At 71.7% G+C, this 12506-nt stretch carries 9 protein-coding genes; 8 read left to right on the top strand and 1 reads right to left on the bottom strand.

The features are described 5' to 3' along the window. Positions 1 to 152: 152 nt before the first annotated feature. The 5 genes from AOM01_RS10675 to AOM01_RS10655 all read left to right on the top strand — a co-directional run bounded on the left by AOM01_RS10675 (position 153) and on the right by AOM01_RS10655 (position 7872). The gene (locus tag AOM01_RS10675) at positions 153 to 1697 is read left to right on the top strand and encodes an ABC transporter substrate-binding protein (protein ID WP_062293067.1); all 1545 of its coding nucleotides are present in this window, start codon (positions 153 to 155) and stop codon (positions 1695 to 1697) included. Between the two features lie 83 nt (positions 1698 to 1780). Next, the gene (locus AOM01_RS10670; RefSeq protein ID WP_062293063.1) at positions 1781 to 2722 is read left to right on the top strand and encodes an ABC transporter permease; all 942 of its coding nucleotides are present in this window, start codon (positions 1781 to 1783) and stop codon (positions 2720 to 2722) included. Further along, positions 2719 to 4530, top strand: coding sequence for a dipeptide/oligopeptide/nickel ABC transporter permease/ATP-binding protein (locus AOM01_RS10665; protein ID WP_062293061.1), 1812 nt, complete (start codon positions 2719 to 2721; stop codon positions 4528 to 4530). The genes AOM01_RS10670 and AOM01_RS10665 overlap by 4 nt, the downstream gene beginning before the upstream one ends. Next, positions 4527 to 5393, top strand: coding sequence for an ATP-binding cassette domain-containing protein (locus tag AOM01_RS10660; protein ID WP_062293058.1), 867 nt, complete (start codon positions 4527 to 4529; stop codon positions 5391 to 5393). The genes AOM01_RS10665 and AOM01_RS10660 overlap by 4 nt, the downstream gene beginning before the upstream one ends. Positions 5394 to 5421: 28 nt before the next feature. Continuing rightward, positions 5422 to 7872 (top strand): beta-glucosidase, encoded by a 2451-nt coding sequence (locus tag AOM01_RS10655; RefSeq protein WP_062293055.1) that lies wholly within the window; start codon positions 5422 to 5424, stop codon positions 7870 to 7872. 171 nt (positions 7873 to 8043) lie between these two features. On the opposite strand, the gene AOM01_RS10650 is transcribed toward AOM01_RS10655, so the two are convergent. Beyond that, the gene (locus AOM01_RS10650) at positions 8044 to 8679 is read right to left on the bottom strand and encodes a TetR/AcrR family transcriptional regulator (protein WP_062293052.1); all 636 of its coding nucleotides are present in this window, start codon (positions 8677 to 8679) and stop codon (positions 8044 to 8046) included. Between the two features lie 203 nt (positions 8680 to 8882). Between AOM01_RS10650 and AOM01_RS10645 the strand changes: the two genes are divergently transcribed. From AOM01_RS10645 to AOM01_RS10635, 3 genes are read left to right on the top strand one after another with little or no spacing between them, the layout of a single operon-like run. Beyond that, positions 8883 to 9920 carry a nucleoside hydrolase gene (locus AOM01_RS10645; protein WP_062293049.1) on the top strand — a complete coding sequence of 346 codons (1038 nt, stop codon included), beginning with the start codon at positions 8883 to 8885 and terminating at the stop codon, positions 9918 to 9920. A gap of 2 nt (positions 9921 to 9922) precedes the next feature. After that, on the top strand, positions 9923 to 11056 hold the full coding sequence (locus AOM01_RS10640; protein WP_062293046.1) for a serine hydrolase domain-containing protein: 1134 nt from the start codon (positions 9923 to 9925) through the stop codon (positions 11054 to 11056). Continuing rightward, a complete protein-coding gene (locus AOM01_RS10635) occupies positions 11053 to 12465 on the top strand; it encodes an FGGY family carbohydrate kinase (protein WP_062293043.1) in 1413 nt (470 codons plus the stop codon). Before AOM01_RS10640 ends, AOM01_RS10635 begins: the two co-directional genes overlap by 4 nt. Positions 12466 to 12506 lie beyond the last annotated feature (41 nt).

Raw genomic sequence — 12506 nt, 5'->3', positions numbered from 1 at the left:
GGCTCTCGGTGACTGTGCTCGCTCCCAGTACGCATATCCATTCGACCTTTGATAACGCTTTGATAAATACCTTGCTGTCACTCGGGTTTAGGGTTACGGTGGCACGCATCGGTCCATCGAGGGGCCGCTCTCCCCACGCGGAAGGAACAACGATGTTCACTCGAAAGCGAGCACTGATCGCCACGGCAGCCGCCGTCTCGGTCGCCGCTCTGGCGGGCTGCTCCGGCGGCTCCTCGTCCGACCCGACCACGAGCGGCGCCTCCGAGGGCGGCTCCGAGTCCGGCGGCACCGTCACCCTCGGCGTCATCGCCCAGGTCACCTCGTTCGCGGCCGCGAACTCGAACTGGGCCAACGAGTCGCCCATGATGCAGGCCGTCTACGACTCGCTGCTGCGCATGGAGCCGGACGGCACCATCTCGCCCAACCTCGCGACGGACTGGGAGTGGAGCGAGGACCGCATGACCCTCACGCTCGACCTCCGCGACGACGTCACCTTCACCGACGGCACCGCGTTCGACGCCGACGTCGCCGCCCAGAACATCCTGCGCTTCCGCGACGGCACCTCCCCGAACGCCTCGAACCTGGGCCGCGTGGCCGACGCGACCGCGGTGGACGCGGACACCGTCGAGATCACCATGAGCGAGCCCGACCCGGCCCTTGAGGTGTACCTCACCCAGAACGCCGGCCTGCAGGAGTCTCCCGCGGCCTTCGACACCGCGGACGTGGACACCGTGCCGATCGGTTCGGGCCCGTACACCCTCAACGTGGGCGAGACCGTCCCCGGCACCACGTACGTGTTCGACAAGAACCCCGACTACTGGAACTCCGAGGACCAGCACTACGACCGCGTGGTCGCGAACGTCTACACGGACTCCACCGCCATGCTGAACGCGGTGCAGGGCGGCCAGGTCGACGTCGCCTCGGTGATCGACCTCACGCAGCTCGACCAGATGACGGCCTCCGGCTACTCGGCCGTGACCAACCAACTCGACTGGGTCGGCCTCATCCTGGGCGACCGCGGCGGCGTGCTCAACGAGGCCCTCGCGGACGTCAAGGTGCGCCAGGCGATCGCCTACGCGTTCGACCGCGACGCGATCCTTCAGGCCTTCGCGGCGGGCTACGGCACCACCACGGGCCAGATCTTCCCGACCACGTCGCCCAGCTACGACGAGTCGCTCAACGAGACCTACCCGTACGACCCCGAGAAGGCGAAGTCGCTCCTCGCGGAGGCCGGCTACGCGGACGGACTCGAGATCACGATGCCCTCGACCGCCGCGTTCAACCAGTCGTGGCTGACGCTGGTCCAGCAGCAGCTGGCCGACGTGGGCATCACGGTGGTCTACGAGGACGTCGCCCCGGCGAACTTCATCTCCGACATGGTGGCGGGCAAGTGGCCGGCGACCATCATGATCCTTCAGCAGGACCCGAGCGACTTCCAGCTCGCGTCGTTCCAGATCGCCGCGGACGCGACCTTCAACTTCCTGCACTACGAGGACCCGACCGTCGAGGACCTCATCGGCCAGATCCAGCTGGGTGACGAGGCCGCGGGCGCGGAGCTGAACCAGTACATCGTCGACCAGGCGTGGTTCGTGCCCTTCTACCGGACCGACAACACCAAGGTGGTCGCCGAGGGCACCACGGCGGAGGCGCAGACCGGTAACACCTGGCCCTACCTCTGGACCATCAAGCCGGCCTGACGGCCGATCGCGGTGCCGGGCCGCGCCCCGCGCGGCCCGGCACCCACCCCCTCCCACTGAAGCATCGGCAAAGGATCCCTCCGATGGTGCAATTCACCCTGCGACGCCTGGGCGCTGGCGTCGTCCTCCTCTTCGCGATCACCACGATCGCGTACCTGCTCCTCTACCTCAGCGGCGGCGACATCGCCCGCCAGATCCTCGGTCAGACCGCGACGGAGGAGACCGTCGCGAAGAAGGCCGAGGAGCTCGGGCTCAACGAGCCCCTGGTCCCCCGCTACATCGACTGGCTCGGCAACGCGCTCCACGGCGACTTCGGCCGCTCCTGGTTCAGCAGCCAGCCGGTCGCGGAGACCATCACCTCCCGCCTCGCGGTCACGCTCACCCTCGTGGTCGGCACGGTCCTCATCAGCGCGCTGGTGAGCATCGCACTCGGCGTGTGGGCCGCCCGCAAGCGCGGCTGGGTCGACCGCCTCATCCAGGTGCTCTCCATCCTCGGCTTCGCGATCCCCAGCTTCCTCATCGCGATCCTGCTGGTGAACGTCTTCGCCCTCAACCTGGGTTGGTTCCAGCCCACGGGGTACACCCGATGGTCCGCCTCGCCAGCGGGGTGGCTCGAGAGCGTCACGCTCCCGATCATCGCGCTGTCGATCGGTGCGGTGGCAGCGGTGGCCCAGCAGGTGCGCGGCTCCGTCATCGACGCGCAGCGCCAGGACTGGGTCCGCACGCTCCGCAGCCGCGGCGTGCGCGAGAACAAGGTCATCTACAAGCACGTGCTGCGCAACGCCGGCGGTCCCGCGCTCGCGGTCCTCGCGCTGCAGTTCGTCGGCCTCCTGGGGGGCACGCTCATCGTCGAGCAGATCTTCGCCATCCCGGGCATCGGCCCGCTCACCATCCAGTCGACCACCCAGGGCGACATCCCCATCGTCATGGGGGTCGTCGTCGCCACGGGTGTGGTGGTCGTCGTCGTGAACCTCGTCTTCGACCTGCTGCAGGGGTTCCTCAACCCGAAGGTGCGTCTGTCATGAGCCAGTCTGCCGACGTCACGCTCGAGGTCGCCGAGAACGTGGGGCGCCGCTCCCACCTCGCGCGCCGCATGCTCAAGAACCCCACGGGGCTGTTCGCGATCATCGTGATCGCGCTCCTCATCCTCATGGCGGCCCTCGCGCCGCTGCTCACCAGCCAGGACCCGGACTACGCGGACATCCGCAACATCCTCGCGTCGCCGAGCGCCGAGCACCTCCTCGGCACCGACTCGGCCGGTCGCGACGTGTGGGCCCGCCTGGTCTTCGCGACCCGCTACAGCCTCCTCGGTGCCGCGCTCGCGACGTTCCTCGCCGCCGCCATCGGCGTCACCTCGGGCCTCATCGCCGGCTACTACGGCCGCTGGTTCGAGTCCGTCAGCGCGTGGCTCACCAGCCTCGTGATGGCGCTGCCCGGGCTCGTGGTCCTCCTCGCCGCCCGCGCCGTGATCGGCCCCACCCTGTGGGGCGCGATGGCGATCTTCGGAGTCCTGCTCGCGCCGGCCTTCTACCGCCTCACCCACGCGGCCGTCATGGGCGTCCGCAACGAGCTCTACGTCGACGCGGCCCGCGTCGCCGGCGTGAAGGACCCGTCGATCATCGGCCGGCACATCCTCACCGTGGTGCGCGCGCCCGTCATCATCCAGGCCGCGATCGTCACGCTCATCGCGATCGCGATCCAGGCGGGACTCGGGTTCATCGGCATGAGCGACCCGACCATCCCCACCTGGGGCGGGATGCTCAACGACGCGTTCACCAAGATGTACCAGCAGCCGCTGCTGCTCGTCTGGCCCGCGTCCATCATCGCCCTCGCGTCCGTCGCGTTCGCGCTGTTCGCCAACGCGCTGCGAGACGAGCTCGAGCGGTCGGCCAAGCCCAAGAAGGTCAAGGGCAAGGCCAAGGCCGCGGTCAACGCGGAGGGCGCCGCCGCCGAGGTCCACGCCGAGACCGAGGCCGCCCCGCGCGACCTGCTGCTCGAGGTCGACGGCCTCGTGGTCGGCTACGACCAGCCGGATGGCTCGCTCACCCAGGTGGTCAACGGCGTCTCCCTCACGGTCCGCAAGGGTGAGGTCCACGGCCTCATCGGCGAGTCCGGGTCGGGTAAGACCCAGACGGCGTTCTCGATCCTCGGGCTCCTCCCCGAGGGCGGGCGCGTCGCCGCCGGCAGCATCGTCTTCGACGGTGTCGAGCTCACCGGCAAGTCGGCCAAGCAGATGCGCAGGATCCAGGGCAAGCGGATCTCCTACGTCCCGCAGGAGCCGATGTCCAACCTGGACCCGTCCTTCACCATCGGCAGCCAGCTGGTCGAGCCGATGAGGGAGACGCTCGGGATCTCCGGCAAGGAGGCGAAGGCGCGTGCGCTGGACCTCCTCGCGAAGGTGGGTCTGCCCGACCCGGAGAAGACCTTCCGGTCCTACCCGCACCAGGTCTCAGGCGGCCAGGCGCAGCGCGTCCTCATCGCCGGAGCCATCTCCTGCGAGCCGGACCTCATCATCGCCGACGAGCCGACCACGGCCCTCGACGTCACCGTCCAGGCGGACATCCTCGACCTGCTCCGGGGGCTCCAGCAGGAGCTCGGCGTGGCCGTGCTTCTGGTGACCCACAACTTCGGTGTGGTCGCGGACCTGTGCGACCGCGTGTCGGTCATGCAGAAGGGTCGCATCGTCGAGACCGGACCCGCCAGGTCCATCTTCGCGGGCCCCCGCCACGCGTACACCCAGTCCCTGTTCGACGCGATCCTCGAGGACGGCGCCGCCCGCGGCGCGCTCTCGCACTCGTCGGACCGTCACGTCAACGCCGGAGGTGCCAAGTGACCGCCGCAGAACCGCTCCTCGAGGTCACCGACCTGGTGGTGGAGTATCCGATCAAGGGATTCGGCCGCAAGCCGTTCCGTGCCCTCAAGGGCGTCTCGATCGACGTCAAGCCCGGCGAGTGCGTGGGCCTGGTGGGCGAGTCCGGCTCGGGCAAGACCACGCTCGGCCGCGCGGTGCTGGGTCTCGCGCCCGTCACCGAGGGATCCGTGAAGTTCAAGGGCCGTGAGATCGGCACCATCTCTCGTCGCGAGCGGCGCGAGCTGTCCGACGACATCCAGGTGGTGTTCCAGGACCCGTACACGTCCCTCAACCCGTCGCTCACCATCGAGCAGACGCTCGCGGAGCCGCTGCGGGTGAAGAACGTGTCCGCCGCGGACGCCCGGAAGCGCGTGCGCACGCTGCTCGATCAGGTGGGCCTGCCCGCCGATGCCGCGCAGCGCCTGCCGCGCGAGTTCTCCGGCGGCCAGCGTCAGCGCATCGCGATCGCGAGGGCGCTCGCGCTCGAACCGGCGCTGATCGTGTGCGACGAGCCGGTCTCCGCGCTCGACCTGTCCACCCAGGCCCGCGTCCTCGACCTGTTCAAGGACATCCAGGAGGCCACCGGGGTTGCGTACCTGTTCGTGTCGCACGACCTCGCGGTGGTCCGTCACCTCAGCCACCGCGTCGCGGTCATGTACCACGGCGAGATCGTCGAGTACGGCGATGGGGACAAGGTCACCTCGGACCCCGAGCACCCGTACACGCAGCGTCTCCTCATGGCCGCGCCCGTCGCGGATCCCGACCGCCAGGCCCAGCGCCGCGCCGACCGCGCGCGGATGCTCGAGGCCCAGCGCGAGGCCGACCTCCAGGCGGGCGCCGCCTGAGCGGCGCCCCAGAAGTAAGGAACATCGCATGACCACCCCCTCCGTCGACGCTCCCGTCGACCTCGACGCCCTCATCGCCCGGCTCTCCCTGGAGGAGAAGGTCGAGCTGCTCACCGGCCGCGACTTCTGGTCGACGGTCCCGATCGAGAGCATCGGCCTGCGGTCGATGACGCTGTCCGACGGCCCGTCGGGCGTGCGCGGTCCCGTGTGGGATGAGCGTTCCCCGTCGCTCAACCTGCCGAGCGCATCGTCCCTCTCGGCGTCCTTCGATCCCGCGGTCGCGTACCGCTACGGCCGCGTCGCGGCCGCGGAGGCCCGCCGCAAGGGTGTCGACGTGGTGCTCGGCCCCACCATCAACATCCACCGCTCGCCGCTGGGCGGCCGCCACTTCGAGGCGTTCAGCGAGGACCCGCGCTTCACCGCGGATCTCGCCGCCGCCTACGTGAACGGCCTCCAGGACGCCGGTGTGGGCGCCACGCCCAAGCACTATGTCGCTAACGACTTCGAGACGGAGCGCTACACCGCCGACGTCCAGGTCTCGGAGCGTGCGCTGCGCGAGGTCTACCTGCTCGCGTTCGAGCGGGCGATCGTCGAGTCGCGGGCCTGGCTGGTGATGAGCGCCTACAACTCGATCAACGGCACCACCGCCACGGAGAACGACCTCCTCACCAGCCCCCTGGTCGACGAGTGGGGCTTCGACGGGGTGGTGGTGTCCGACTGGACCGCCGTGCGCACCGTCGACTCCGCCAAGGCCGACCAGCACCTGGTGATGCCCGGGCCGCACGGCCCGTGGGGCGCCGCGCTGGTCAAGGCCGTCCGGGACGGCGAGGTCCCCGAGGCCGCGATCGACGACAAGGTGCGCCGGCTCCTCCGCCTCGCGCAGCGGGTGGGCGCGCTCGGCGACTCGGCCGCGGCGGCCGTCGAGGCCGAGGACGGCCCCACGTTCGCCCGCGAGGCCTCCGCCGAGGGCATGGTGCTGCTGGAGAACCGCGGGCTGCTGCCGTGGGACGCCTCCGCGCTGCGCTCCGTCGCGGTGCTCGGCTCCAACGCCGAGCAGGCGCGCACGCAGGGCGGCGGCTCCGCGACCGTGGTCCCCGAGCGCGTCGACCCGCCGCTCGAGTGCCTGGTCAAGGCGCTGCCCGGCGTCGACGTCCGCTACTCGGTGGGCGCGATCAACCAGGTGGGCCTCGCGGGCCTCCAGGGCGACGCCATCGTCAACCCTGTCACCGGCGGTCCCGGCGCGCGCGTCACCTTCCGCGACGCGGACGGCGGCGAGCTGTTCTTCGAGGACCGCCTCGCGACCGAGTTCGTGTGGTTCGGCGGCGACGCCCCGATCGCGGCCAGCCGCCGCGTCGAGACGGACTTCACCCTGGTGCCGAAGGCCGATGCGGAGGTCGAGATCGGCTGCGCCGTCACCGGCCACGCGCGCCTGTGGATCGACGGCGAGCTGCGCATCGACGAGTTCCTCACGCCCGAGGGCGACGACCTGGGCGCCGCGATGCTCTCGCCGCGCGCCACCGGCGTGCCGGTCTCGCTGCGCGCCGGTGTCCCGGTCGAGGTCCGCTTCGAGGTGGACCTGGGCGAGCGGGACGATGCGCTGGCCGGGGCCCTCGCGTTCACCGTGGGCACGCGTCCGGTCCAGTCCTCGCCCGAGGAGATGATCGCGGAGGCAGCCCGGGTGGCGGCCGAGTCCGACGTCGCCGTCGTGGTGGTGGGCACCAACGAGAAGGTCGAGTCCGAGGGCTTCGACCGCGACTCGCTCGCGCTGCCCGGCCACCAGGACGCGCTGGTCGAGGCGGTGGCGGCGGTGAACCCCCGCACCGTGGTGATCGTGAACGCCGGCTCCCCGGTGCTCATGCCGTGGCGCGAGCGCGTGGGTGCCGTGCTGCTGGGCTGGTTCGGCGGCCAGGAGTTCGGCCACGCGCTCGTCGACGTCCTCACCGGCGTGGTCGAGCCCGGCGGGCGCCTCCCCACGACGTGGCCGGCCGCCGAGGCGGACGTCCCCGTCCTCGACGTCACCCCCGTCGACGGCGTGGTCCGCTACGACGAGGGCATCCACGTGGGCTACCGCGCGTGGCTCCGTGCCGACGCCACGCCGGCGTACTGGTTCGGCCACGGCGCCGGCTATGCGACCTTCGAGGCCTTCGACCTCACGGTCGACGGCCCGGTGACCGCAGATCGCGACGCGACCGTCGAGGTGACCGTCCGCAACACCGGCGACCGCGCCGGCAAGCACGTGGTCCAGCTGTTCGCCGAGCGCGAGGACTCGACCGTCGAGCGTCCCGTCCGCTGGTACGTCGGCCATGCCGTCGCGCGGTTGGACGTGGCCGAGGAGGCCCGCCTGCGCATCGTCCTGTCGCACCGTGCCCTCGCGCACTGGGACGGCGGCTGGCAGGTCGAGGGCGGCAGCTACACGCTGCGCGCCGGCACCACGGCCGCGGAACTGCCGCTGACCGTCGAGGTGGAGGCGCGGGACTGATGGCCGTGCAGGCCGCCGAGTCCTTCGCCGGGCGGACGGTGGGGCGCGTCGCGCTGACGAGCGACGCGCCCGTCGAGGGGTGGCGCTATGAGGGATCCGTCGCGTAGCGCCGCCGTCGGCGGGGGAGGAGCGCCCCTTCCCCGCCGACACCCCTCGGGTGACCGGCGCCGGTCAGGCGAGGCGTTCCGGTGCCTGGAACGGCTCGACCACCAGGGTGTCGAGGTAGCGCTTGACCTCGAGGGTCATGTCGACGGCGTCGCGATTGAGCAGCCACTGCACCTGCAGCCCGTCCATGAGGGACACCAGATGGATCGCGGTGCTGCGCGGGTCGATGCCGTCGCGCAGCCCGCCCTCGGCCTGGAGCTGCTTGAACGCGCCCGTCACCAGATCCCGCACCCAGTCGTAGCGCTCGAGGAAGTAGCCGTGCGCCGGGTGGTCCGGGGTGGTCGCCTCCGCGGACAGAGTGCAGTAGAGCTCCACCACGCCGGGCTGGTGCATGTTGCGCTCGGTGATGTCGATCATGTTCTGGATGAGCGACCGGCCGTCCGCGGTGTCGACGTGGAAGTCGACCGTCGCGACCTCGTCGCGGTGTTGCAGCGTCGCGATGAGCAGCGCCGCCTTGGTGGGGTAGTGGTGCAGCAGCCCCGCGTCGGAGAGGCCCACGCGCTCGGCGACCTCGCGGAGCGAGCCGGAGCGGAAGCCCGACTCGGCGAACACCAGCAGGGCGGCGTCGAGGATCTTCTGCTTGGTCGCGCGGGTCTTCGCGTAGGGCCCGCGGGGCCCTCGCGTCCTCGGCGTCGTCGCCATGCTGCCTCCCTTGGCGCGTGCGCACCGTCTTCCCCCTGGAAAACCGAGCGCACGCTCGCATTTCCACCACTGTACCCCTCAGGGCGCGGAAGCGACATCGTTTCACATCGGGCCCGACGCCCGATTGACACCACGCGCCTGGCACGGTTCACTGGCACGAAGCACGCTACATTCTTATTTGAATCAATATGCAGGAGTCGACGATGACGCGCTTGCCCACCCCCGATGCCGACCACGGGATCGCTCCCGAGCGCCGGTGGCGGATCGGCGAGATCCCTTGGCTGAGCGAGGTCGAGCGCACGCCGCGCACCCGCGTGATCGTCGACAACGACTTCATGGGCGACCCGGACGACCTGTTCCAGCTGGTCCACCACCTGCTCTCGCCCAGCGTGGAGATCCCGCTCATCGTGTCCTCGCACCTCCACGAGGGCGAGCCGTGGGACCCCAGCGACCGCCAGGCCGCGAACGGTGCGCTCGTGGTGCGCGACGTCCTCGCCCGCATGGGGATCGACGGCGACGACCGCATCGTCACCGGCGCGGAGGCCGCGCTCGCTGACGCCGCGACGCCCCGCGACACCCCCGCCGCCCGCGCGATCATCGCGGAGGCGCTGCGTGACGACCCGCGCCCTCTCTACTATGCGGCGGGCGGCGGACTCACCGACCTCGCCTCGGCGCTGCTGATCGAGCCCGCGATCGCGGAGCGGATGACGCTCGTGTGGATCGGCGGCTCGGAGCACCCCGGGCTCGGGATCGTCGCTCCCGGCGTCCCGGCGGCCGAGTACAACCTCACCATCGACATCCCCGCCGCGCAGGCCGTCTTCGGCGACTCCGCGATCCCGATCTGGCAGGTGCCGCGACCCGCGTACCGCCAGGCGATCGTGTCCTTCGCGGCGCTCCGCACCGGCATCCGCCCGCTCGGGCCCGTGGGCGCCTACCTCTACGACGAGCTGCTCGAGGTGAGCCGGATGCTCGCCACCTTCGGGATGAACGCCGGCGAGACCTACGTGATCGGCGACCAGCCGCTGGTGCTGCTCACCGCGCTGCAGACCGCCTTCGAGCCCGACCCGGCCTCGAGCCACTACGAGACGCGGCCCACGCCCCGCATCGATGGCGACGGCCTCTACGTCGACCGTCCCGACGGCCGCCCGATGCGCGTCTACACCTCGGTGGACAACCGCCTCACCCTCGACGACCTCCGCGCGAAGCTCGCGGAGCTGGCAGATTGGCAGGAAGGACAGTGACGATGGAGACGCTGACGCACGCGCTCAAGGGATACGCCGACCCGCGGCTGGGGGAGGTGGTCGACCGCCTCGAGGGCTACCTCGCGGCCGACGGCGACCTCTCCTTCCAGATCGCGGCCTACAAGGACGGCCGCCTCATCCTCGACGCGCAGGGCGGCTCGCACCTGGGCGCCGAGTCCCTGATGACGCCCTTCTCGGTGTCGAAGAACTCCATCGGCATGACAGTGGCGCTGCTGGTGCAGTGCGGTGAGCTGGACCTCGACGCGCTCGTCACGGACTACTGGCCGGAGTTCGGCGTTCGCGGCAAGGACCGCGTCACCGTCCGCCAGCTTCTGTCCCACCAGGCGGGCCTCGCCGAGACCACGCCCGCGCTGAGCTGGGACCAGCTGCTCGACCACCACGCCGCCGCCGAGGCGCTCGCCGCCGCGTGGCCCCTGTGGCGTCCCGGGAGCTCCTTCGGGTATCACGGCATCACCATCGGCAACCTCGCGTCGGAGCTGATCTTCCGCGCGACCGGCCGGACGCTCCACGAGGTCTACGAGCAGGACGTCCGCTCGGTCCTGGGCGTCGACTTCTACCTGGGCCTGCCCCCGGAGCTCGATCACCGTCGCGTCGAGACGCTGCCGATGGTGCCGCCGGCGGACGCGCCCGCGCTCGAGATGCCGTTCAACCCGATGGGCGCGCTGGTGTTCGGCGCGGTGCGCCCGGGCGCCGAGGTCGACGCCGCCAACGACGAGCGCTCGTGGCGCTTCGGGCACCCCGGCGTCTCCGCCTCCGTGTCCGCGCGCGGCATCGCGTCCCTGTTCGCCGGGTGCGTCACCGGCATCGACGGCGCCGCGCCGCTGCTGACGGAGGACACCGTGGCGCGCGTGGGCGAGCAGCAGGTGCGCGGCACCGACGTGGTGCTCGGCCAGGCGGACCGCGCCCACGGCATCGTGTTCCAGAAGCAGAGCGCGCAGCTCGGCTGGGGAGGCGTGCGCAGCTTCGGCCACGACGGCGCCGCCGGCGCGGTCGGCTGCGTCGACCCCGAGACCGGCGTCGCGTTCGGCTTCACCATCGCGCGCGGGGCCTGGCCCGGTGGCGGCGACGCCCGCGCGATCCGCATCGCGCGCGACCTGGGGACCATGGACCTGTGAGCATCATCCTCGCCCTCGACGAGGGCACCACCAACGCCAAGGCGATCGCGATCGACCACACGGGCGCCGTGCTCGCGACCGCGAGCCGCGCGCTGGGCATCCGCAACGCGGCGCCCGGCTGGACCGAGCAGGACGCCGCCGAGATCTGGGAGGTCTCGCGCGCGGTGCTCGCAGACGTCGCGGCCGCCGTGCCCGCCGCCGAGATCGCCGGCATCGCGATCAGCAACCAGCGCGAGTCCGTGGTGGCGTGGGACCCGGCGACCGGCGCGCCCGCGGGCCCGGTGCTCAGTTGGCAGGACACCCGCACCGCCGACCGCTGCGCCGCGCTCGCGGCGACCCACGGGGGCCTCGTCACCGAGCGCACCGGGCTCCCGCTCGACCCGATGTTCTCCGCGCCCAAGGCGGCGTGGCTCCTCGAGCAGGCGCCCGCGGGCACCGTGGTGGGCACCGTCGACTCGTGGCTCGTGTGGAACCTCACCGGCGGCACCCACGTGATCGAGGCGGGCAACGCCTCGCGCACCCTCCTCATGAGCCTCGAGACGCTCGACTGGGACCCGGCCCTCCTCGAGGTCTTCGGCGTCCCGCGCGAGGCGCTCCCGCGCATCGTCCCCTCGACCGGTCCGTTCGGCGAGACCGCGTGCGACGGCCTCCCCGCCGGGCTGCCGATACTCGCCGTCATGGCCGACTCGCACGCCGCGCTGCGCGGCCACGGCGGCGGCGCCCCCGAGATCGTCAAGGCGACGTACGGCACCGGATCCTCGGTGATGCAGGGCACGGGCGCGGAGCTGCGCCGCCGCGACGGGCTCGCGACCACGCTCGCGTGGGTCGAGGACGCCCCGGTCTACGCGCTCGAGGGCAACATCCGCTACTCGGGGTCCGCGCTCGACTGGACGGCGCGCCTCCTCGGCGTGCCGAGCGCGGCCGCTCTCGGCGAGCTCGCGGCCACGGTGGACGATGCGGCGGGCGCCGTCCTCGTCCCGGCGTTCGGGGGTCTCGGGGCGCCGCATTGGGACGCGACCGCGGTGGGGACCCTCTCGGGCCTCGGTGCCGCGACCGGGCAGGCGCACATCGCGCGCGCGGCGTTCGACTCGGTCGCGCACCAGGTGGCCGACGTGGCCGAGGCGATGCTCGCCCCAGGCGAGACGCTCGAAGCCGTGCGGGCGGACGGCGGGGCCACCGCATCGTCCCTCCTCATGCAGGCCCAGGCGGACGCGCTGGGCTGCGACGTCGTGGTGGTGGGGGAGGCGGACGTGGCCCTGCGGGGCGTCGCGGCCGTCGCCTTCGCGCCGCTCGGCGTCGACCTCCCGGCCGCCGCGGCGGCCCGCGTCCATCACCCCAGCGTCGATGCGTCCCGGCGCGTCGCCACCCGTGACGCCTGGCGCCGCGGTCTCGAACGGTCCCGAGGATGACTGGTCATCGCCGACCCCTCGTCCTATACTGATTGCAACAA

The sequence above is a fragment of the Demequina phytophila genome (assembly GCF_000971135.1).
Taxonomy (GTDB): Bacteria; Actinomycetota; Actinomycetes; order Actinomycetales; family Demequinaceae; genus Demequina; species Demequina phytophila.
This window is presented reverse-complemented; position numbering and strand designations above follow the sequence as displayed.

Bases quoted from the DNA above. Each gene is read 5' to 3' on its own strand.
- AOM01_RS10650 (WP_062293052.1), bottom strand. From the start codon at position 8,679: ATGGCGACGACGCCGAGGACGCGAGGGCCCCGCGGGCCCTACGCGAAG.
- AOM01_RS10640 (WP_062293046.1), top strand. From the start codon at position 9,923: ATGGAGACGCTGACGCACGCGCTCAAGGGATACGCCGACCCGCGGCTG.
- AOM01_RS10645 (WP_062293049.1), top strand. From the start codon at position 8,883: ATGACGCGCTTGCCCACCCCCGATGCCGACCACGGGATCGCTCCCGAG.
- AOM01_RS10655 (WP_062293055.1), top strand. From the start codon at position 5,422: ATGACCACCCCCTCCGTCGACGCTCCCGTCGACCTCGACGCCCTCATC.
- AOM01_RS10675 (WP_062293067.1), top strand. From the start codon at position 153: ATGTTCACTCGAAAGCGAGCACTGATCGCCACGGCAGCCGCCGTCTCG.
- AOM01_RS10665 (WP_062293061.1), top strand. From the start codon at position 2,719: ATGAGCCAGTCTGCCGACGTCACGCTCGAGGTCGCCGAGAACGTGGGG.
- AOM01_RS10670 (WP_062293063.1), top strand. From the start codon at position 1,781: ATGGTGCAATTCACCCTGCGACGCCTGGGCGCTGGCGTCGTCCTCCTC.